This is a genomic window from Carboxylicivirga sp. (genome assembly GCF_982718395.1).
On the sequence record NZ_CEXQWX010000075.1, the window covers coordinates 1 to 22,675 of the forward strand.

The following is a 22,675-nucleotide window of genomic DNA, read 5'->3' on the forward strand; positions in this document are numbered from 1 at the left end:
CATGAAAATTAAGTGCTCCTGATCAATTCCAAATCTATGAAAAGAAAATCCCTCATTGCGTGCAGTGAGGGATTTTTACTTTATGATATTTTACTGATGTATTATTTATTTGCCGGTTGATGTTGTGGCCGTAACAGATCCATAACAGTCTTTACGGGATTGAAAGTACTAACGGGCACTTCTACAAAGAAAGTCAGCCAATTTGCCATGGCTCCATTCCAAAGACCTGGCAATTCAAGCGCTTTCAATGCTCTGCCATTTTGAGTTTTCTCAGAAATAAACCCGGTTTCGGGATCAACAAACTTAGTGAGGTCAAATTTATTCCCTTTGTAATCTTTAGTATAGCAAACCAAATCCACCGGATTGAAGTGAGTACTGGCTTTTAATATGGCCTGCTGATCCTTATCATCAGGATCGACTTGTGCACCTTCAACAATTTGAAGACTGATACTTCCATCTTGTTGTTTCACCCAGAATGGCCCGCCACCAGGTTCACCTTCGTTTTTAACAATACCACAAACGCGAATAGGGCGATTCAACTTGTCTTTAATTAATGATTTTTGTTCATCAACCGACAGTTTTTCTATTTCGGCGCGATTCATTTGTAACTCTTCGCACAAAAACTCAACTCCATTTGCAATATCGCTGTCCAGTTCATTTAATATTTCAAACACCTTTTCCTTTTTCTCAAGTAAAATACCAGCCAAAAGTTGTTTGTAATGAATTGTATCGCTTAGTAAATGTTCAGGTACAACATTATCGATGTTCTTGATAAATATTAATTCTTCGCTAAGTTCATTCAGGTTCTCGATCAATGCACCGTGACCTGCAGGGCGGAACAATAAAGTATCATCATCTTGCCGGAATGGAGTATTGTCCGGATTAACAGCGATAGTATTTGTTGACATTTTCTGGAATGAAAAATCAACATGGTAATTAATATTGTATTGATCCTCCAAAGGCTGCCGACCATTATTTAGCTGTGTTTTAAAAAGCTCGTGATGTTCAGGACTAACAGTAAAATGTACCTTGCCTTGATGGTCATTGCTTGCATATTGAGCTGTTTCTTTCAGGTGTTCCTCCAAAGGTGAGTAAGTCAACTGTTCTTTTTTATGAAACTTCAGTAAGCCTTTAGGTAACTTTCCATAGTTGAGACCGGCATCTAAGAGGAGGTGTTCAATTATTCTTTTAGCAAGCGCAGCATCAACTGATTGAGGAGTGATTTCTTTTTTGAGACTTTTTTCCAGATCATCAATAAATGCAAAATCCTTAATTTGCTCAAAAAACCTTTTATAAGGTTCTTGTGTAAGTAATTCTTCTTGCTGTTGGTTGCTAGCTTGAATGAATTCAAACAAAACTTTAAACATGCGTGTAGCAGCACCCGAAGCAGGTACAAACTTGATGGATGAGATACCATCTGCCATGGCTTGTTTAAACTTATTTATATAAATCGTTTCAGTTTCATTATCAGTTGCAATAATTCCATCGTTTAAAGTGGCGGGTTTAGCTAATGAGGAATATGGAAAGCCATTTTTAAAATGGTTTAATTGTACGTTAATTGATTCAACTGTAATACCATTCTCTTCTATCTGTTCAAGGTCTTTTGGAGATAACATAGTTTCTTGTTTTAAATATGTAATAATACTTCTTTTACGGTTGTTTTACAAGCCAACTACGTTATAATGTTATCAAGTATTTCAATGATATTAGTGACTTTCTTACTATTAAGTTGTTATCATTAATTAGTTGTAAATATATCGACATGTAAATAATAGACTAAATGAATCTAATGTTCAAATAGACTGAATATCAATTATTTAAATGTTTAGATATTTCAAAAAATGTAATATATTCGCCCAGTTAAAAATTCTTTTAAAAAAAAATCACTAATCATTCTTGTATGAAGAGATTCGGATTATTATGTGGGTTACTAATGCTTAGTTTACAGCTATTTGCTGAAGGCTATCAGGTAAACCTGCAAGGCAATAGGCAAACAGGTATGGGACATACCGGTGCCGGCTTATTGATGGGTGCTTCCAGTATGCATTTTAACCCGGGAGCATTAGGTTTAATGGATAAAAAGTATGATTTTTCGTTAGGAGGTAGCTTAATCTTCTCAAAAAATACATTTCAAAAACAAGCACCGTCGGTGTACGAAGCCAAATCGGATAACCCTATGGGAACTCCTTTCTATTTTTATGGAGCCACGAAGATAAATGATAAAATGGTTGTAGGTTTAGCCGTAACTACACCATATGGTAACTCATTAAAATGGGGTGATGACTGGGATGGTAATTACCTGATCCAGGATATTTCACTTCGTGCAATTTTTATTCAACCTACTTTTTCATATAAGATTAGTGATAAGCTTGGCTTTGGAATTGGTTTCATGGCGGTTAATGGTAATGTGGATTTAAACAAAGCTTTGCCAGTGCAATATTCAGGAGGTGATGCAACTGTGAATATCGCTGGTAATACCTGGGCATTTGGTTTTAATGCCGGAATAAGTTATAAAGCAAGTGATCAATTAACTTTTGGTTTAAGCTATCGTTCAGAAGTGAATGTGAAGCTGGAAGAAGGGGATGCTGATTTTACAGTACCAGGTTCTTTAGCAGGATTATATCCTGATACCAAGTTTGAGTCAGAGTTACCTATGCCAACAAATATAACTTTTGGTATTGGTTATCAGGTAAACGATAAGTTATTACTGGCTGCAGACTTGCAGTATGTCGGATGGTCAACTTACGAAAGTTTAAATTTTGATTTTGAAGCAGAAACAGTACCAGATTCATATAATCAGCGTGATTTTGAAAATACAATGATTTACCGTCTAGGTGCTGAATATAGTTTAAATGCTAAATTCAAGTTCAGAGGCGGAATTTATTATGATAGTACACCAATACCAGAAGATTTGTTAACGCCTGAAACACCAGGTACAGATAAAATTGGAATGTCATTGGGATGTGGTTACCAGATAAATGATAAACTTTCGTTAGATGCATCATTGCTGTACATTCATGGTACAAAGCGTGAAGATGGTTATGCACCAACTAATTTCTATGGAACCTATTACTCGAATGCAGTTATACCGGGTATTGGTATTAATTATTCATTTTAACAGACAATAGCAATGCAAAGAAATATATTTAAACATGCACTTTTATTAGGTGCCTTGGCATTATGGTCGTGTGAACCAAGCGTAGACGAATTCACACCATCGAAAGGGACAGCTGATTTCTCAAAGTTTATTGCTATTGGAGATTCCTTTACGGCCGGTTATACAGATGGAGCTTTAGGTAAAAGAGGCCAGGAGGAAAGCTTTAGTTATATATTGGGTAAGCAATTGATGTATGTTGGAAGTACATCATACAACCAACCATTGGTACAGTCAAATGGTAGTGTAGGGACAACTGAGATAGCTCCCGGTCAATATAATGGTTACTTTGAGCTACAGGTGATTGAAGGTTCTTTGGCGCCAATACCATCATTAGGCGATATGACTATATTTGGTGAAGACGCTGGTTCGGTTGATAACCAAAATTTTGGAGTTCCGGGGGCAAAAGTGACTCATTTGGTTGCTCCTGGTTATGCTCAAGCTAATCCATACTTTGCACGTTTTGCAAGCAATTCAACAACCTCTGTCTTAGCGGATGCCTTAGGTTCAAATCCAACTTTTTTCAGTTGTTGGTTAGCTGGGAATGATGTTTTAGCTTATGCCCTGGCTGGTGGGGTTGGAGGAGTGGGTAATAACCCATCGGATATCACTGACGCAACTGTTTATGAAGGGACGTTAACATCGATATTACAAACATTGACATCAGATGGTGCAAAAGGAGTTATCGGTAATATACCTGATGTAATATCTATACCATTTTTTACAACAGTGCCATATAATGCGTTTGAAGTAAATGCAGCAACAGCAGCAGCTTTAAATGCCAAATACGAACAATATAATTTAGCAGCCGAACAAATGGGACTTCCAAAAATGGAGTTCGCAGAAGGAGCCAATGCATTTGTAATTTATGATGCAACCATCCCTGATTTATTGGGAAACAGAAGACAAGCTACTGCTGAAGATAGGTTATTACTTACAGCGCAGGCAGAAGCCATAAGTTGGACGCCTACAAGTGATCCGATACTTGGTGATGAATTTGTTTTGACAAAAACTGAACTGAGTAATATTAGCTCTGCAACTGAAACGTTTAATGCTGTTAATAAAAAGCTGGCTAACGATTTCAATCTTGCTTTCGTTGACGCAAACGCACTAATGAAAGAGCTGAGTACAACGGGTATCACTATAGACGGACATCATTATACAAATGTATTTGTCTCTGGAGGTGCGTTTTCTTTAGATGGAATTCATACAACCGGACGTGGATCTGCCATTATTGCCAATGAATTTATTGATGCAATCAATGCACAATATGGGGCAACAGTTCCAAAAGCGAACATAAACGATTATGATATGGTACAGTTTCCATAATTGGATTTACAATATGAGTGGTAAAGGAGGGGTGACCCTCCTTTTCCTATTTATGATAGATGCATCTTGATGCAAGTAATTAAGAGTTAATCTCTTCTTCTATTAAATTAAGCAAAGTATCCCGAAGTTGCATAAATAATGAATTACTAATTGGATATGTAATTTCAGCAATTCTGGAAATGGAAAGCATTCTTGGTGTAGTTCCCGTGATAAAAGCAGCATCCATTGAATTTAGCTCATCTATATGAACAGTGCGGTAAGTTATAGGAATATTTAACTCTTTGGCAAGATCAATCACCTTGTGCCTGATAATACCGGGCAACACCAATGTGTCACCGGCTGTTATAAGTTCATAATCTTTAATGAAGAATAAATTGGAGCGACTTCCTTCTGTTAGGTAGTTTTCTGAATTTACTAACAGAGTTTCATAGATATGCTGCTGTTCAATAATAGCATCAGCCTTATCTCGTACTTCCGGATTGTATATTTTTGCTTCAGGGTGATGACGTTCTGAAAATTGTAAAGCACATTTAACTCCTTCGGTTAATTCATTTTCTCCCGGGTAGTTTGTTTGAATAAAATAAGCCATAAATTGTGATTCGCCACTTGGCATTTGCCTGAAATCCAACTTTACATTGCCATTCTCAATATTGTTGGCCGAGAATAGTAAATTAAGTGATCCACGCAAACCTTCAATATTAAGGTGTGGTTTTAGACCGGCAATTTTCAGCGTGTTTTTAAAACGCTCTAAATGTTCATTAATAAATAGTGGTTTAAACCTTTCTATACGAAAAACCTCGTAAACGCAGATAGAATCAGGAGCCGGTGAAGCATTAAAGTAACTAACAGACTTTAAAGTACGATCCATTAAAAAATATTGGCCTTCTATAACGGGCTGCATTGTAACGAGGTATGGTTTATTTCGAAGGTTGAAGATAGGTAATTTTATTTGCCTGACAAATGATGCGGTTTAATCTTAATAGGAGAGTAATAAAAGACGACCCAGCATCCCCATTTACAAATCAAGTTGCCATCGCAATGTGATAGTTTGTAAATGCAAATACCGGATCGTTTCACGTATGAACCAATAATTATAAACTCTATTTCTTAATAGTAATGTATCAAGAGTTTCATCAGCTATGATTTGTTTTTCAATAGCTCCTGCATTAACCATCTCTAAATAGTTGTCGAGTTTAACTTTTGACTGAACGTTATTGCCCATTTCTTCATAAGCCTTTGCTTGCCAGAATAAAGCAGAGGGATCCCCAGGTTCATATTTCATACATTGATTAAACATTGATATGGAACGTTTCATTTTACGTTCGGTTTTTACCTGCTTCCGTTTATCTGTTAGTAATGGATTATTTTTAATCTCCATTGCACTCAGGTAAAATCTAAAACCATTTTTTAATTGCCTCAAAGCTATTTCACGGTGAGAGGCATTACCTATAAGGTCAAACTTTACAAAGATTACCTTCTCCATAGAAGCATCTTTGCCATTGACTTTACCAGGAGACCATAAACCATTAGTTCTTTTTAAACATTGAATTACAGCATCATTGCAAGTTTTAGATACATTATTAATTACAGTGTAATTTGACAATGTACCATCGGGCTTAACTGTGAATTGAATTCCAACAATACCTTCATCTTCATAAACATTCAGCTTAGCAGGTAACACAATTTCACGTTCAATAAAGGCATGTATTGATTGACCTTTAATTTCTGTATTAGCTGATTCTGCCGTAAATTTTGGCGGTTCAACCATAATACTTTCCAATTTATTTTGTGCAAAGAGAGAAATGGAAATAAAACACATAAAAATAAAAACTGCTTTTTTCATAACAATAGGTTTTAATTTAGTTATTAATTACAGAATACCTAAATCAATAAATAGACCTTGTGTTGTAATGTGCTGTTTATGTGATTATTGTGAAAGTGGCGATGTTTTCTTTGTATCAATATTGTCTCACCTTGAGGCAATTGAATTCACAGCGATACACATTGAATAAATTAAGGAAGATAGCTGTCCTAAGGCTAATAGGAGCTTATGTTTTTAGCAGTATTCATATATGCCTGGCTGATAACTTTACCATCAAGCAGATGTACAATTCTATCTGTTATTTCGGCGTATTCCTTTGAGTGTGTAGCCATAATAATAGTTGTACCCTGTCTGTTAAGCTCAAGAAGTAATTTCATTATAGCATCACCATTATCTGAATCAAGATTACCAGTTGGTTCATCTGCCAATACTAATTCTGGTCGGGCCACTATTGCCCTTCCTACCGCCACCCTTTGTTGTTGACCTCCTGATAGTTGCGAGGGATAATAGTGTTCTGCAAATTCAATATGCAGGTCTTTTAACACTTGCCGTACTCTTTCTTTCCGTTCCTTCGCTGACAGTTTGAGGTACAGCAAAGGCAACTCTATGTTATCGTAAACTCTGAATTCATTGATCAGGTTAAAGTTTTGGAAAACAAAGCCAATTTTCCCTCTTCTAAAAAGTGTACGTTGCACCTCTTTTAATCCGGAAAGCAGTTCTCCATTGTAGAACAAATCTCCTTCATTGGGTGAATCGAGTAGTCCAATGATATTCAATAATGTGGACTTACCACAACCAGATGGCCCCATTAAGGCAATAAACTCACCTTTATTAACACCAAAGGAAATACCGTTTAGTGCTTGTGTAAACACATTCTTAGTTGAATAAACCTTTGTTATATGTTTGATTTGAAGCATGGTTTATATTTTATTCATATTTTAAATCATAAGATGGTCTTGCCAGTGCAGTTTTGAAAGTTTGATAAAATACAGTGATAAATGCTATGTAAGTAGTGATTACAGATGCCGTTAAAAATAAGGAAAAATTCATATTGACGTGGTAAGCATAGTTCATAAGCCATTTATTCATCACCCAATAACTGACAGATTGGGATATTAATAAAGCTATACCAATGTAAATTAGGTATTCTTTCGTCATTAATACCATGATATTCGGAACTAAAGCACCATAAGCTTTACGAACGGCTACTTCTCTTCTTCTCCTTAGCTGGTTATATGCTGATAATGCATAAAGACCATGACAAGCAATAAACGTGGCAATTAGAGTAAGCAATAGGAGCAGGGTTCTCAATCTACGTTGATCTTCAATAGGTTGTTTAAATTTATCCTCAACAGGCCTTAGTCCTCCCTCACCCAGCTGAAATTCAGAAGCGTCTTCACCCAATACTTGATTTATGCACTCATTTATATTCTTCTCCAGACCTGTAATTTCCTCATGATCCGAATGAATAATCAGTGAAAGACACTCACTGCCATCACTATTAAGAAAATAAATAGGAGGTATTTTATCTTTAAAGGAATTGAAATGAAAGTCTTTAACAATTCCTATTATTTCGATTTCAATATCCTTTCCTTGAATATAACCAATTGAACCAATCGTTTTTTCTCCAAGACTTAATTCGCGTGCCGCTGTTTCATTAATGATTATCCTTCTGGCATACTTCTGATACGCATCAGTTACAACATCGAGGCTGTCGGCGAGATCAAAATTTCTTCCATCAACAAGTTGAATGCCCAAAGTTCTAAAATATGAGGTATCGATAAGTATACGCCTGAAATTAAGTGGAGAACCATTAAAATCTAATGAATAACCGTAAGGCAGCATTTCTCCCGGAACACCAAAACAATGACTTACAGATATAATATCAGGATGAGAAGTTATAGTTTCTTTAAGCGGTTTCAGATATCCATGCAGGTTTTTACCATTAAATCCCATAACAAATCGATTTTTATATTGAAATCCTGGCTCTTTATGATCCATATAATGAAGCTGTCGATGTACAGTTAATGTTGCAAAAACCAAAAATGAGGCAACGATAAATTGCATAACAATAAACAACCTGCGGAATACAAATTCCCGTGGGGTGTCGGGAGGGATATTTCGTAATAACTGATCAAGCCTCAAATGATCAAAATAATAAGTTTGAATAAGAGCTGTGGCAATAGATATAAGTAAGATACAAGCAATTGCAAGCAGCCAGAACAGCCAGCTTTGTAATAGACTAAGATCAAGATCGCTCTTCGTAAGATGATTGAAATGCGGAAGTATAAGTTCTATAATAGTTATACTTGCAATTAATGCAAGAAAATATAAAGCAAAAGTCTCAGTCAGAAATTGAAGAAGGTGTTCCATCCTTTTTGAACCGATAACCTTTCTGACAACAAATTCTCGTGTTTTATCTGAAGCCCGGGCAGTAAATAGCTTAATAAAATTCAGACTGCCAACAATAAGTAAAGATATCCCAAGAAGGAAAATAGCAATGACCAGCTTTTTATTACCATGTACAGCATAATATGCTTCATCACGTGTTGCTCCATTGAAATAAATATCTTCCAAAGGGCGCAGGTAGAAAGTGATATGGTCATTTACATGATCCAGTTGATGCATTAAACGATTAATTTTTTCCTCCAGATGCTCTGCTTTTGTCCCCTCTTTCAGCAGTAAATAAGTAGGATGTGTATGAAAACGCCAGTTATTGAGTGGAATATTATATTCCTCGGCAAATTGCCTTTTCTGGGATAGTAATGAACGAAACCAATCAAATTTTATGTGGAAGTTGTTTCGATGCTTGTATATGCCGGTTACAGTTAATGGCTGACTATCGTATAATGTTTTTCCGATCGGGTTTTCATTGCCAAACAAGGATTTTGCAACTTTGTCTGATAGTACAATGGAGTTGGGGCTATCTAATGCTGTTTCCATATCACCCATAATTAAGGGATATGAAAAAACATTAAAAAATGAGGAATCCACCAGCATTGTTTGGCCCGATATTGTTTTACTAGCTGATTCTGTTTCGTATGATAGTTGCCAAATTTCATCTTTTCCCATCTTCCTGAAACGGACAAAGTTTTCTATTTCAGGTATACTATTTTTTAAATAAACTGAAGTCATTGTTGTCTGTCCGGCAAACCCCTCATAATCTGATCCACTGAACTCAAGGCGGTAAATGCGATCTTTCTTTTCAACAAACTTGTCAAAACTTAATTGATGACACGACCATAGCAGCATAGCAAGAAATGAAGTAATGACCATAATAAGGGCAAATAGCTGAATTGTCATTACCAAAGGCCTGCGGACAAAATCACGAATGATTGATTTTAAATAGCTTTTCAACAACATACATTAACTTTTCTCTTGAAAATCAAGATTTATACCTACTATTATTAGTTATTGGTAAACTGATAGTTGTGATTATTATGCTTTTCAAAGAAAAACATATATGTATCGTATTGATACAATATCCGAATGGTTGTATCTTCTGGCAATAGCTTTTTGATTATTTAACATAGTGGTTATGAAAGAATGTGTTGTAGTAGTTGATGATGATGTTGATATCCTTAAAACTGCTAAATTGTTATTGGCTCCATATTTTGATGTTGAAGTACTCACTTCGCCAATTGGAATTAAAAAGCTCTTTCAAGCTCGTCAGGTTGATGCTGTTATTCTGGATATGAATTTTACTCCCGGCTCTGTTGACTGCAAGGAAGGACTTAGTTGCCTAAAACAAATTTTATCAATCAATTCTGAGGTTGTAGTAATAATGAATACTGCGTTTGGTGATATTGATGTGGCCGTTGAGGCTATGAAAATAGGAGCTGCTGATTTTATTGTAAAACCATGGAATACGGAAACGCTTCTAAAAAAGATAAAAGGAGCTTTAAAGAAAAAACAACCTGATGGAGAAAGAGATTTAACGCAGAAAAAAATCAAAGAAGATAACTTTTTATTTGAAAGCACTTCGATTACAATGCAACCAATTCTTAATTACATTCATAAAGTGGCGCCAACAACAGCCTCAGTCTTGCTATTGGGCGAGAACGGTACCGGTAAAACACTGCTTGCATATAAAATTCATTGTTTGTCAGGCCGTAGTACCGGACCTTTTATTAAAGTTGATTTAGGTGCTATTCCGGAAACTTTATTCGAATCAGAATTATTCGGACATGTGAAAGGTGCATTTACAGACGCAAAGGATCACAAAACAGGTAAATTTGAGCTGGCTAACGGTGGGACCTTATTTCTGGATGAAATAAGCAATCTGTCATTTAAACTGCAGTCCAAATTACTATCGGCAATTCAATTTAAGTCCTTTTCCCGTATAGGCAGCAATAAACCCATTCGTACCGATATTCGATTGATTTGTGCCAGTAATCAGGATATTTACAGGCTGAGTGAAATAAATGAGTTCAGACAAGACCTGCTATATCGAATCAACACTTTTGAAATCACTTTACCACCGCTTAGAGAGCGAAAGGAGGATATTAGTACATTTTCAGATTTCTTTCTGAATGAATTTTCCGAGGTTTATACAAAGCCCGGACTACAGTTTTCGGCGCAGGCTAAAAAACTGTTACAACAACATTCCTGGCCGGGTAACATCAGAGAATTAAGGCATACGATTGAAAGGGCTGTTATTCTATGTGAAGGAAAACTGATTAAACCGGAATTCGTGTTATTGTCCCAAAGTAGCTCAGCTGTTGAAACCAGACCCGAAAAAAACACAACTAGTTGGACAGATTTAGAAAAGGATGCCATTGTTGAAGCCTTAAGAAAAGCAAATGGAAACCTTTCGCAGGCAGCACGTGACCTGGGGTTGGGAAGAGCTACAATGTATAGAAAAATGCAAAAGCTAAATATCCGAAAATGAGAAGCCAGACTTCAAATATGCAGATTCTCATTCATATCATTGGTATTCTGATACTGGGTTGGGTAAGTGCCTATATTGCTTTGCAGCTAAAACTACTCGTGTTTCTGTGGCCGTTTGCTTTCATGGTTTTACTTATTTTCCGCCTGCACAGGATTATTAATAAGGAAAAGAAACAAGTTTATTATTACTTAATGGCATTGCGTGATAATATTTTCAGTGAGAAAAAAATAGAATGGCATGTAAATAAGGATTTAAGCCGGGCATCAGAAGAACTTAAACTGAAGGTTAAGGAACTGGTTGAGCAAAAAAACATCAACCATCTGTTTCTTGAAAATGTGACTAAGCATATTGATATCGCAATTATATGCTTTGATGATACTCACGAGGTGCATTTTATGAATAATATGGCGAGGAGTATATTGAACCGAAATTCTCTCATAAACATTGAGCAGATAAAAAATAGTCACCCTGAGTTTTACAAAGTGTTTACCAAAGAGGTACATAACAGGTATAGACTGATAGAGTACAATATCAATGAAATTGATTATTTGTTTTTAGTGAAATGCATGCGTTTTGATATTAAGGAACGGAAATACTATATGATATCACTTGAAGATATAAAAGAACCATTATACGATCGGGAAATACAGGCCTGGAGAAATCTTGTCCGGTATATGTCTCATGAAATTATGAATTCACTTATACCAATTTCCAACCTTTCAGAGTACGCGAAAAATGTCATTCTTTCAAAAAAGTATGGGGAAGAGGAAAAGGTTATAAATTCACTTGAAACCGTTTCGCACCGATGCAAAGGCTTAGTCAAATCAGTTCAGGCAGCGAGAAATATGGCGCACCTTCCGGAACCCCAGTTTAAGAAGGTGCAAGTAGCCGATCTTTTGGGAAGGGTTTACAACTTAATGAGTCCTGAGCTTTTTAAAAGCAATATTAATTTCCAATTAGACCCGGATATCCCAGATATTTATCTTGATGCGGATTTCGAGATGATAGAACAGGTGCTGATCAATTTAATTGGTAATGCAAAGGATTCACTCAATAATGTTGATAAACCGCAAATAATGCTTAAATGCGATACCCACACCTATAAGAAAGTAGTTATTGGCGTGTGTGATAATGGACATGGAATAGAACCGGAAATTCTTGATAAGATTTTTGTTCCGTTTTTTACTACAAAAGCTAACGGATCAGGGATAGGATTAAGTCTTTCCAGACAAATTATGCACTTGCATAAGGGTAACCTTAAAGTGCATACAAAACCAGGCAATACAATTTTAATGATGGAGTTTCCAATAGCAGAAAATGCAGCGAATGATGAAAATTGAACCCATACAATGAGTATTGAGCATTTTCCACTTTTACTGTTTGATCAATATGAACTCGATTTGTTAATAACTTACACAATATATCACTTTTCCAAGCCAAGAGAAATTGTATATTTGTCATCGCAATTTAGGATTAGTTCTTTCGTCATATTTCGAAACTGTAAATAATTGCAGCCTTCTGACTAAAGACTAACAAACTAAAGATCATGGAATACATTGTTTCGGCAAGGAAATACAGACCGACGACTTTTCGCTCGGTAGTAGGGCAGGGCAACATTACTGTTACGCTAAAGAATGCCATAAAAAGCAGTCAGTTAGCGCATGCGTATTTGTTCTGTGGCTCGCGAGGTGTGGGTAAAACTACCTGTGCACGTATCTTTGCTAAAACAATCAATTGTTCCAATATATCAGATGATTTTGAAGCTTGCAATGAGTGCGAGTCATGTCAGTCATTCAACGATAATCGTTCCTACAATATTCACGAGCTGGATGCAGCAAGTAACAACTCAGTGGACGATATTCGCAGCCTGATTGATAAGGTACGCGTTCCTCCTCAACTGGGAAGCTATTCCGTTTATATCATCGATGAGGTTCATATGTTGTCTCAGGCAGCATTTAATGCTTTTTTGAAGACTTTGGAAGAGCCACCTCGTCATGCCATATTTATTTTGGCAACGACTGAGAAACACAAGATTTTACCAACAATTCTTTCACGCTGTCAGATTTTTGATTTTAACCGCATTACCATAGCTGATGCTGTTGGACATCTAAAATATGTGGCCGAAAGCGAAGGTGTCAATGTCGATGAGGAAGGATTGTCTGTTGTAGCACAGAAAGCAGATGGTGCCATGCGTGATGCCTTATCCATCTTTGATCAGATTGTGGCGTTTTCTGGTAAAGAGATATCTTATCAGCAGGTAATTGAAAACCTGAATGTGCTGGATTACGATTACTACTTTAAGCTGACGGATGCATTCCTCAAAGAAGATTATAAGCAAGGACTGTTAACTTTTAACGAGATTCTGCTTAAGGGATTCGATGCACAACATTTTATGGCTGGTTTAAACAGTCATATGCGTGATTTGTTGATGTGTCGTGATGCTTCAACCGCTGGATTGTTAGAAGTTGGACAGGCAACCAAAGAGAAGTATGTTCAACAAGCAGGCAATTGCTCGGTTGATTTTCTTTACGAGGCACTAAAAATCATCAACGATAGTGAACAACAATATCGTGCAGCTAAAAATAAACGACTGCACATCGAATTTGCATTAATTCGATTAGCCCGGATCGTTACCGAAAAAAAAAAGTAGAATCGGTTGATGAGATACCAATCATTACAGTAGGTAAAGTTCAGGCGAAAACCCCAACAACAAAAACTCCCCAGCAAACAACCGGAAATAAAGAAGTTGCTCCAAAAATACCACCTGTGCCGAGAGGAAATGGTGGAGTGGGCACAATTAAGTCAGTTTCGTTAAAGAATCTGGCCCAAAAAGTTCAGCAGCAAGGAGCACCCAAACCAAAACAGGAAGATAAGCAAGTGGAAGAGCCCATTGACTTATCCTGGAATGATGCTTTCGATCAGGAAAAACTGGATGAAGTATGGAGAAGGTATACACGACAGTACGAAAATTCGCCACGTCTGCATACCATCTACAAAAACCATCCTCCACAAATAGTTCAGGGAAAATCATTACTTGTTAAAGTAAGAAATCAGACCCAACAGCATGAATTAAACAAGGAGCGTTCTAGAATTTTATCTTTTCTGAAAAGAAGCTTAAGAAATGCCGGTATTGAACTAAATTTTGAAATTTCACAGGAAGAGGATAAAAATGCTCCTAAAGCCTTTACAGTGGCTGATAAATATAAAGTTATGTCGGAAAAGAATCCGGCTCTGGCCTTGTTTAAGAAGCAATTTAATCTTGACCTGGAATAGGTGAGGTATTGTTACTCAATTATCTGTGATTAAATGTAAAGCTGATAAAAGTCGATTTAATCCATGAGATTAATCAGAGGCTAAGTGGTTATATACAGTAGATTTGTAGTAACAAATAACCTTTAATAATTAAAGTAATGTCGATTGTGCATTGTTATTTAAACACAAGCGGTAATCAAACGTTACTATAGGCACGTATTCATTTAATAATTGATTAAAATGAGAACACAAACCCCGACGATCATTTACACCCAAACGGACGAAGCACCGGCATTGGCTACTTATTCATTTTTGCCGATAATTGAAGCTTATACAAAGCAGGCAGACGTTAAAGTTGAAACACGTGATATTTCCCTGGCTGGGAGAATTATCGCTAACTTTCCTGATTATCTGAAAGCAGAACAACAGATATCAGATGCTTTAGCCGAATTGGGAGAAATGGCCAAAACACCCGAAGCAAATATTATAAAATTACCTAATATTAGCGCCTCTATACCTCAGATGCAGGCAGCCATAAAAGAGTTGCAGGACAAAGGCTATGCTTTACCGGATTATCCTGAAGAACCACAAAACAAAGAAGAGGAAGCAATCAAAGCCCGCTATGATAAAGTAAAAGGTAGTGCAGTTAATCCGGTGTTGCGTGAAGGTAATTCAGACCGTCGTGCACCGCGCGCAGTGAAGAATTATGCCAAAAAGAATCCACATTCGATGGGAGCCTGGAATGCTGGTTCAAAATCAAATGTAGTTAGTATGTCTGATGGCGATTTCTTTGGTAGCGAGCAGTCAACTACCATAGAGAAAGAAGGTCATGTACGTATTGAATTAACAAATGATAAAGGTGAAGTATCAGTTTTAAAAGATAAAGTAGCCTTGCAAAGCGGCGAAATCATTGATGCTGCTGTTATGAGTAAAAAGGCATTAAGAAGTTTCCTGGAACAAGCCATTGAAAGAGCTAAAAATGATGATACGCTGTTTTCCGTTCATCTGAAAGCAACCATGATGAAGGTATCAGACCCAATTATCTTTGGTCAGGTGGTTGAAGTATTCTTCGATGAAGTGTTTAATAAATATGCAGATGTATTTCAGGATTTAGGAATTTCGGCTAACAACGGATTAGGTGATGTGCACGCTAAATTAGATAAACTGCCAGCAGATCAGAAAGCAGAAATAGAAGCGGCAATCAAGGCATGTTATGCCAAACGCCCACCTTTAGCAATGGTTAACTCTGATAAGGGTATTACCAATTTGCATGTTCCAAGTGATGTGATTATTGATGCATCCATGCCTGCAGCAATTCGTACATCAGGGCAAATGTGGGGACCTGACGGACAATTGAAAGATACTATTTATACAATTCCTGATCGCTCTTATGCGGGTGTGTACCAGGAGACCATGAACTTCTGTAAAAAACATGGGGCTTTTGATCCAACAACCATGGGAAGTGTGTCCAATGTAGGTTTAATGGCGCAAAAGGCTGAGGAATATGGTTCTCACGACAAAACATTCCAGATACCAGCCAATGGTGTGGTAAAAGTGATCGATCAGGATGATAATACATTGCTTGAGCACAAGGTAGAAGAAGGTGATATCTGGCGCATGTGTCAGGTAAAAGATGCACCTATTCAGGATTGGGTAAAGTTGGCTGTTAATCGCGCTAAAGCGACAGGAGTGCCAGCTGTTTTCTGGTTAAATGAGGATCGTGCACATGACAATCAACTAATCAGGAAGGTCAACCAATACCTGCCTAATCACGATACCAGTGATATTGAAATACATATTTTATCACCTGTTGAAGCTACCCGTTTTTCATTGAAAAGAATCATTAAGGGTGAAGATACCATTTCGGTTACTGGTAATGTGCTGAGAGATTACCTGACTGATTTATTCCCGATATTGGAAGTGGGTACAAGTGCCAAAATGTTATCCATTGTGCCATTAATGAATGGAGGTGGTCTGTTTGAAACAGGAGCCGGCGGTTCAGCACCTAAACATGTGCAACAGTTCGAGTCAGAAGGTCACTTACGTTGGGATTCTTTAGGTGAATTTTTGGCCTTAGCCGTTTCATTAGAGCATTTAAGCAATAATACCAATAATCCGAAAGCTAAAATTCTAGGTGAGACACTAGACGAAGCCACAGGTTTATTATTGGATAATCGCAAGTCCCCCTCACGCAAAGTGAATGAACTGGATAATCGTGGCAGTCATTTTTACCTGGCAATGTATTGGGCACAAGCATTGGCTGCACAGGATAAAGATGTTGAACTGAAAAACACATTTGCAACAATAGCTGAGGAAATGGCAAAGAATGAAACTAAAATTGTGGATGAATTAAACTCAGCTCAGGGGCAAGCGATTGATGTCGGTGGATATTATGCTCCAGAGTTTGAGCAAGCTTCAAAAGCCATGCGTCCAAGCGTTACATTAAATTCTATTATTGAAAAGTTATCTTAATGCATATAATATTGGAATTATTGTAGTTTAAAATTAATAACAGGGCTACAAAAATAAATACATTACAGCGGCGTTTGGCACTTGCTTAACGCCGCTATTTGTTATTGATTCATACCAAAGATACTACCCGTAAAACCCTAAGATGTAAGCATCCAGCAACTTTCAACTTAAACTCTTGCAGGAATCGATATTCTTTTCAGATTCTCTGAACAATACATAACCATTTTTAAAAATATAGTATCATCTTGGCATTAGTGGTCATTAGTCAAATCTCTCATAAATAAACATCTGCAGGAAATTTATTAACCTAGTTACAATTGTCTCATTAATGATAATCAGACGAGACAGCTACTTGACGCAACAATTATATCAAACTAACGTACCATGTATCGTTTACCCATACACAAAACCAATGATGGAAAATTTGATAAAAAGCCTATATGATTACATAATGAATGCATGTCCTGACACAAATAAAGTTTATAATTGCACAATCGAAAATCCTATGATTGTATAATAAACAGATAATGAAATTTAGATTTCTTTTAGCTATTATTATTTGTCTGAATCTGCAAAGTTTTTTGGTCTATGGTAATAAGCGGAAGGCTACAATAGATAGTCTTAAGCATGTAATTGAATCAGATGAAACACATGACACGCTCAAGGTATTAGTCTATTACAATTTGGCAAAGTTGTATTACAATACGAATTTCGATTTGTTTAAAGCCACTGCTGATTCAGGACTATATCTTTCAGAAAAAATCGATTATAAATTTGGAATAGCTAATTCACTATTTTTACAGGGAGCCTATTACCGAATGACAAGACACCTTGATTCAGCACAAATAAAAATGAATCAGTCGCTAGGCATTTTCCTTCAATTAAATGACAGTTACAATGCTGCCAGATGTTACAACGATTTAGGAACCTTATGTCGATATAAGGGTAAAAGAGATAGTGCCATATTCTTTTTCAATAAAGCAAGGGAAATGTTCATAGAAAGTGGTAAACCTGCCGGAGAAGCTGCGACCTATGTAAATATGGCGATTATTCACAGGCAAGACAACGACTATAGTCTGGCTATTGAAAAGTATAAAAAAGCTATTGAGTTGTACTCCTCCGTTAAGGACAATGCTAATTGTGCCCTGGCATACAGAAACCTTGGAGGACTTTATAAGATACTTGAGGATTATTCCCAGAGTATTGAGCATTATATCGAAAGTGTTCGCTTTTCAAAAAAATCAAATAATAAACGAACGGAATCTGTTGCATATATAAGCATTAGTCAAATGTTCTTCATCCAGGATCAGTTTCATGAATCGTTGACCTACGCACAGAAAAGCTGGCAAATAGTATCAGAACTGAATAGTCCCCTGGATAAAATCAGTACACTAAATACTCTCGCATCCATATATATTGAACTGGATAGTTTGGATAACGCACTAAAGTTATGCAATAAAGCATTGCATTTGTACAATGAAGGAATAGATATTAGTTACAAAACTTCTGTCTACGATGTAATTGCTAAGGCATATCATTTAAAAGGAGATATAGAAAAAGCTGAAAAGTACTTTACTGAATCCTTGATATTAATAAAACTAAGTAAAAGAAACTTAAACTATAGCGGTAAATTAAACAAGATTGGTAATTTCTACTTTGAAATTGGAAAACTTAAGGATGCAGAGAAATATTTTACCGAAGGATTACAACGGGCAAATAAAGCTGAAAGTTATTATGATATACGGGATGCTTCCAAAGGTTTGGCTGATTTGAATGAAAAGTTTGGCAATTACAAAAAGTCACTGTTTTATTTTAAGCAATATCAGCAATATGCAGATAGTATTATAAATGAAGAAAATACAAAGAAAATCCTGAAAGAGACCCTGAATTATGAACACCAGAGTGAGATTCATAAAATAGAACTGGAGCAGGAGAAAAGAAATTTGCTGGCTGAACAAGAAAAAGATAAACAGGTTGCACTGAGAAATACCTTCCTGATTGGTTTCCTGTTTTTATCTATTGTATCTGCACTTATATTTATTGGGTTTAGGAAGAACCGCAAGAAAAACAAGGAGTTGGCAGAACTTAATCATGAAATAAACTCACAAAAAGAATTGATACTTGCTCAAAACGATGAATTAACTATCTCGAATAAAAAACTGGTTGAACTGGATCAGTTTAAAGAAGCCATGACCGGAATGATTGTGCATGATTTAAAAAACCCATTAAATACAATTATTCATGCAGCTCCTGATACGACCAACTTTGCAAAAAAGATCAGGAATTCGGGAAAACAAATGTTAAACATGGTGTTGAACATTCTGGATCTGCAAAAATATGAGAACAGTACCATGTTAATAGATTTGCGTCACGAAGATCTGAACGTTTTAATAAAAGAAAGCATTGAAGATGTGAGGTTTTTGTGTGAAGAAAAAAATATACAATTGAAAGTTGAAATAGGATATAACTATAAAGTAAGATCAGAGAAGGAGATATTGAATCGTATTTTGGTTAACCTGCTTACAAATGCTATAAAATATTCGTCCAATAACGATGTCATTACAATAAAAGCTGTCGAAACAGAACATCAATCCAAAGTTCGTGTTGAAATATGTGATAAAGGTCCAGGTATTGATAAATCGGGGCAGGCGAAAATATTTCAACGTTTTGCCCAACAGCAGGCAAAGGATTCAGGGAAAATTCAGTCAACAGGATTGGGCCTGGCCTTTTGCAAATTGGCCGTTGAAGCCCATGGAGGTACAATTGGTGTGAAAAGTGAACCCGGTAAAGGTGCATGTTTTTGGTTTACACTAAATTTATTACAATCCGGTACAGACCTTAAGCGCCAATCCACAGAAATGATAGTGAGCGAAAATTTACCAATACTAACCAGCACAGAAATTAAGCACATCAGTAAAAACATTGAACAGCTTCAGAATACAAAGATTTATCAGATTAGCCAGTTAAATAAAATTCTCACAGACCTGGACTATGATTCCAGTGAAAATATCAAGCTGTGGAAGGAGCACGTTGAAATGGCAATTCGAACCGAAGATGTAGCAACCTTTAATAAACTTACTGACATACAAATGAATAATTAGTATACATGAAAAAAATACTCATCGTCGACGATCAAATTAATTATCTGGAGACCATTGTCGATATTTTTGAAAAATACGATACACCATATGAGATTCTAAGAACAACTCGTCCAAAAATAGCCCTTGATATTGTCAGGGATGAGTGCCCTGACCTGATTATTACTGATTGGGAGATGCCTGAGATGTCAGGTATTGAGCTTATTAAAAGTTTAAAATCACAAAGTAACAGTTGTGATATACCTGTGATCATGTGTTCCGGAGTCATGACAACACCTGAGCATCTTCAGATAGCATTGGAAGCCGGTGCATGCGATTATATCCGTAAACCCATCGATGCTGTTGAACTGATTGCCCGAACGCAATCGATCCTTAAAATTTCAGATTATCAATCTCAATTACTTGAGCAAAAAAACAGGGAACTAGCTGAAAACTCCATGTACCTTGTGCAAAACAATGAATTTCTGATTAAATTAATTGAAGATATTCAACAAATCTCAGGCAATATTAACGATAATCAAAGTACATTAGATTTAATAGGGGAAATAATAAACTCCATTGATTCAAAAGTTAAAGAGGATTCATGGCAACGCTTTGAAATTTATTTCCAGCGTGTTCATTCCGGGTTTCTGCAAAACCTGTCCCGAAAGTACACTAAATTAACCAACACAGATTTGCGTCTGGCCACCTTCTTAAGGTTGGGTATGAACTCTAAAGATATAGCTGCTGCAACTTTTCAAACGGTAGAGAGCATTAAGGTAGGACGTTCAAGGTTACGCAAGAAACTAGGGCTTGAAAAAAGTATGGATTTGACTACTTTTCTATCCGGGATTTAAGAAATGTAACCTATTGTTAACCTCATTTATTTGTATTGTTACCAATTGTTAACCTGATTTCCTTAAGTTTTTAATATAGATCGAGCAATTTTGCAATAAAAATCAACGCCTTATGTTTTAGGGAAAGCTCAAATATCAGGTGTTATTAATGTTTTTTATTGCATATTTTGTTTTTATGGCATTTGAATCAACTTGGGAAAAACATGGCGTTGTGCTGCATTGTTTCGGTATAGTTACAATGCTCGACCTTATTGAAGCAAATAGTGAAATATCCGGTGAGCTTGAGTGGGATGAATTACAGTACATTATTATTGACTTGAGAGAAGTTGCCGGGTTGAAGGTAAATAAACGAATGTTCGGGAATCTACTTTCGTTTCTTCGTAAAATATACCACAGGAACCGTTCTTTTAAAATTATCTACCTTATTCATGATTTGTTCAAACCTGATACATTAAGCCTGGATCAGGATAGCGGAAACTCAGCTTATTTTTATCGCATAGAAGATGCCCGGGAGTGGGTACAATCTTCAAAAGTAATTGTGGAAAACGATTGATAATAAAAATTCCACCCTGGCTTTTACTACCATTTATCAGCTTATATCAATTGCCAATTGTTACTTTTTGTTAACCTTCTCTTCAATACTCGTTACTTTCTGTTAACCCCAATTGCTTCATTAAACTTTAGATACTTTTCAACTTTGCAGCATTCAAAAATGTGAAATGTGATTTAGAAAACAAGATTGAGCATGTTATGCGACCTATAAAATAGTTAAACATTAAGCCATGTCATGTACAATGCTATAGATTACATGATGTAATACTAAACCCGGAACTTCTGAATCCTCTTAACCTTATGGTTAAGGGGATTTTTAGGTATTTATTCCGTAACCGCAGAAATAAAACAGCACGCTTAACATGTTTGAACAACTGATGTATTAAACCTGTTTCATATGCAACTCAATGAACTATAAATCATTTGCTATGAAGAAAATTGTTATTGAACTCAAGTGGGGAGTCATCTTTTTTGCCGTTATACTGCTTTGGACGGTTTTCGAAAAATCAATCGGGCTGCATGATGAGCGCATTGATAAGCACCACATTCTTACTAACTTTTTTGCTGTACCGGCCATTATTATTTATGTGTTAGCCTTATTGGACAAGCGAAAATGGCTGGGAGGTACCATGACATGGACGCAAGGTTTTACAAGTGGACTGATCATTGCTGTTATTGTGTCGCTGCTAAGTCCCATAGGACAATACTTGACACATGAGTATTTATCACCCGAATATTTTCCAAATATAATTGCCTTATCTGTTGAACAAGGGAAACAAACACAGGAACAAGCCGAAGCATTCTTCAATCTGAATAGCTACATTAAACAAAGTATGATTGGTGCCATTATGATGGGAGCGATAACCTCTGCCGTTGTGGCTTTTTTTACAAAGAAGAACGGATAAGCTGGTGGAGAGTAATAAAAAGATCGCATCTTTATCTGCGTCATAGAAATAAAGATGCGATCTGTAAAACACGATTAACAAAGCTGTCAAGCGATTTTAGGGAGTTACACTTCCCAATTGTATCGCCGGTTGCCCCAATCTACCAGCCACCTCTCCCAATGGGGTCACCACCCCTCCCAATGTGCAAAAAGTATGTCCCAATTCACTTGCCGACTGCCCCAATTGGCCTGACAGGTGTCCCAATTGGTATAACTTATTTACAGGAGGTGTCGACGATTACTCCAATGAGGAAACCTGCTGCGCAGGAGAGGCTAACAAGTTTGTATATCAATTTATGACTTCAGGATTGCAATGTATAGACATC

Annotated in this window: 16 protein-coding genes; 11 read left to right on the top strand and 5 right to left on the bottom strand. The window is 36.5% G+C overall.

Features of this window, described 5'->3' with window-relative positions; genetic code table 11:
• Positions 1-101 precede the first annotated feature (101 nt).
• Positions 102-1,616, bottom strand: coding sequence for a DUF4301 family protein (locus AC4MRQ_RS14335; protein ID WP_491198374.1), 1,515 nt, complete (start codon positions 1,614-1,616; stop codon positions 102-104).
• A 284-nt stretch (positions 1,617-1,900) separates the two neighbouring features.
• On the opposite strand from AC4MRQ_RS14335, the gene AC4MRQ_RS14340 reads away from it, so the two are divergent.
• Together AC4MRQ_RS14340 and AC4MRQ_RS14345 are read left to right on the top strand one after the other, a co-directional pair.
• Positions 1,901-3,118, top strand: coding sequence for an OmpP1/FadL family transporter (locus tag AC4MRQ_RS14340; RefSeq protein ID WP_491198375.1), 1,218 nt, complete (start codon positions 1,901-1,903; stop codon positions 3,116-3,118).
• 12 nt (positions 3,119-3,130) lie between these two features.
• Entirely contained in the window at positions 3,131-4,483 is a 1,353-nt protein-coding gene (locus AC4MRQ_RS14345; RefSeq protein WP_491198376.1) for a hypothetical protein, read from the top strand.
• 79 nt (positions 4,484-4,562) lie between these two features.
• Here AC4MRQ_RS14345 and AC4MRQ_RS14350 read toward each other — a convergent pair whose 3' ends face one another.
• The 4 genes from AC4MRQ_RS14350 to AC4MRQ_RS14365 form a co-directional block, all read right to left on the bottom strand.
• Positions 4,563-5,351: an aminotransferase class IV gene (locus tag AC4MRQ_RS14350; protein ID WP_491198377.1), complete on the bottom strand. Its 789-nt coding sequence runs from the start codon at positions 5,349-5,351 to the stop codon at positions 4,563-4,565.
• A gap of 147 nt (positions 5,352-5,498) precedes the next feature.
• Entirely contained in the window at positions 5,499-6,326 is an 828-nt protein-coding gene (locus tag AC4MRQ_RS14355) for an energy transducer TonB (protein WP_491198378.1), read from the bottom strand.
• Between the two features lie 194 nt (positions 6,327-6,520).
• Positions 6,521-7,222 carry an ABC transporter ATP-binding protein gene (locus AC4MRQ_RS14360; protein ID WP_491198379.1) on the bottom strand — a complete coding sequence of 234 codons (702 nt, stop codon included), beginning with the start codon at positions 7,220-7,222 and terminating at the stop codon, positions 6,521-6,523.
• 10 nt (positions 7,223-7,232) lie between these two features.
• On the bottom strand, positions 7,233-9,662 hold the full coding sequence (locus AC4MRQ_RS14365; protein ID WP_491198380.1) for an ABC transporter permease: 2,430 nt from the start codon (positions 9,660-9,662) through the stop codon (positions 7,233-7,235).
• A 181-nt stretch (positions 9,663-9,843) separates the two neighbouring features.
• On the opposite strand from AC4MRQ_RS14365, the gene AC4MRQ_RS14370 reads away from it, so the two are divergent.
• From AC4MRQ_RS14370 to AC4MRQ_RS14410, 9 genes are all read left to right on the top strand, one after another.
• Entirely contained in the window at positions 9,844-11,196 is a 1,353-nt protein-coding gene (locus tag AC4MRQ_RS14370) for a sigma-54-dependent transcriptional regulator (RefSeq protein WP_491198381.1), read from the top strand.
• Positions 11,193-12,536: a sensor histidine kinase gene (locus tag AC4MRQ_RS14375; RefSeq protein ID WP_491198382.1), complete on the top strand. Its 1,344-nt coding sequence runs from the start codon at positions 11,193-11,195 to the stop codon at positions 12,534-12,536. Before AC4MRQ_RS14370 ends, AC4MRQ_RS14375 begins: the two co-directional genes overlap by 4 nt.
• Before the next feature lie 206 nt (positions 12,537-12,742).
• Entirely contained in the window at positions 12,743-13,846 is a 1,104-nt protein-coding gene (locus AC4MRQ_RS14380) for a DNA polymerase III subunit gamma/tau (RefSeq protein WP_491198383.1), read from the top strand.
• 116 nt (positions 13,847-13,962) lie between these two features.
• The gene (locus tag AC4MRQ_RS14385; RefSeq protein WP_491198384.1) at positions 13,963-14,469 is read left to right on the top strand and encodes a DUF8439 domain-containing protein; all 507 of its coding nucleotides are present in this window, start codon (positions 13,963-13,965) and stop codon (positions 14,467-14,469) included.
• A gap of 219 nt (positions 14,470-14,688) precedes the next feature.
• On the top strand, positions 14,689-16,920 hold the full coding sequence (locus tag AC4MRQ_RS14390; RefSeq protein WP_491198385.1) for an NADP-dependent isocitrate dehydrogenase: 2,232 nt from the start codon (positions 14,689-14,691) through the stop codon (positions 16,918-16,920).
• Between the two features lie 527 nt (positions 16,921-17,447).
• The gene (locus tag AC4MRQ_RS14395; protein ID WP_491198386.1) at positions 17,448-20,021 is read left to right on the top strand and encodes a tetratricopeptide repeat protein; all 2,574 of its coding nucleotides are present in this window, start codon (positions 17,448-17,450) and stop codon (positions 20,019-20,021) included.
• A gap of 5 nt (positions 20,022-20,026) precedes the next feature.
• Positions 20,027-20,854 carry a response regulator gene (locus AC4MRQ_RS14400; RefSeq protein WP_491198387.1) on the top strand — a complete coding sequence of 276 codons (828 nt, stop codon included), beginning with the start codon at positions 20,027-20,029 and terminating at the stop codon, positions 20,852-20,854.
• A 175-nt stretch (positions 20,855-21,029) separates the two neighbouring features.
• The gene (locus AC4MRQ_RS14405) at positions 21,030-21,407 is read left to right on the top strand and encodes a hypothetical protein (protein WP_491198388.1); all 378 of its coding nucleotides are present in this window, start codon (positions 21,030-21,032) and stop codon (positions 21,405-21,407) included.
• A gap of 427 nt (positions 21,408-21,834) precedes the next feature.
• On the top strand, positions 21,835-22,311 hold the full coding sequence (locus AC4MRQ_RS14410; protein WP_491198389.1) for a DUF4199 domain-containing protein: 477 nt from the start codon (positions 21,835-21,837) through the stop codon (positions 22,309-22,311).
• Positions 22,312-22,675 lie beyond the last annotated feature (364 nt).

What these genes read in the sequence shown, in the direction of transcription:
- AC4MRQ_RS14395 (WP_491198386.1), top strand. Translation starts at nt 17,448, where the DNA reads ATGAAATTTAGATTTCTTTTAGCTATTATTATTTGTCTGAATCTGCAA.
- AC4MRQ_RS14335 (WP_491198374.1), bottom strand. Translation starts at nt 1,616, where the DNA reads ATGTTATCTCCAAAAGACCTTGAACAGATAGAAGAGAATGGTATTACA.
- AC4MRQ_RS14400 (WP_491198387.1), top strand. Translation starts at nt 20,027, where the DNA reads ATGAAAAAAATACTCATCGTCGACGATCAAATTAATTATCTGGAGACC.
- AC4MRQ_RS14380 (WP_491198383.1), top strand. Translation starts at nt 12,743, where the DNA reads ATGGAATACATTGTTTCGGCAAGGAAATACAGACCGACGACTTTTCGC.
- AC4MRQ_RS14345 (WP_491198376.1), top strand. Translation starts at nt 3,131, where the DNA reads ATGCAAAGAAATATATTTAAACATGCACTTTTATTAGGTGCCTTGGCA.
- AC4MRQ_RS14405 (WP_491198388.1), top strand. Translation starts at nt 21,030, where the DNA reads ATGGCATTTGAATCAACTTGGGAAAAACATGGCGTTGTGCTGCATTGT.
- AC4MRQ_RS14370 (WP_491198381.1), top strand. Translation starts at nt 9,844, where the DNA reads ATGAAAGAATGTGTTGTAGTAGTTGATGATGATGTTGATATCCTTAAA.
- AC4MRQ_RS14340 (WP_491198375.1), top strand. Translation starts at nt 1,901, where the DNA reads ATGAAGAGATTCGGATTATTATGTGGGTTACTAATGCTTAGTTTACAG.
- AC4MRQ_RS14390 (WP_491198385.1), top strand. Translation starts at nt 14,689, where the DNA reads ATGAGAACACAAACCCCGACGATCATTTACACCCAAACGGACGAAGCA.
- AC4MRQ_RS14375 (WP_491198382.1), top strand. Translation starts at nt 11,193, where the DNA reads ATGAGAAGCCAGACTTCAAATATGCAGATTCTCATTCATATCATTGGT.
- AC4MRQ_RS14360 (WP_491198379.1), bottom strand. Translation starts at nt 7,222, where the DNA reads ATGCTTCAAATCAAACATATAACAAAGGTTTATTCAACTAAGAATGTG.
- AC4MRQ_RS14410 (WP_491198389.1), top strand. Translation starts at nt 21,835, where the DNA reads ATGAAGAAAATTGTTATTGAACTCAAGTGGGGAGTCATCTTTTTTGCC.
- AC4MRQ_RS14355 (WP_491198378.1), bottom strand. Translation starts at nt 6,326, where the DNA reads ATGAAAAAAGCAGTTTTTATTTTTATGTGTTTTATTTCCATTTCTCTC.
- AC4MRQ_RS14350 (WP_491198377.1), bottom strand. Translation starts at nt 5,351, where the DNA reads ATGGATCGTACTTTAAAGTCTGTTAGTTACTTTAATGCTTCACCGGCT.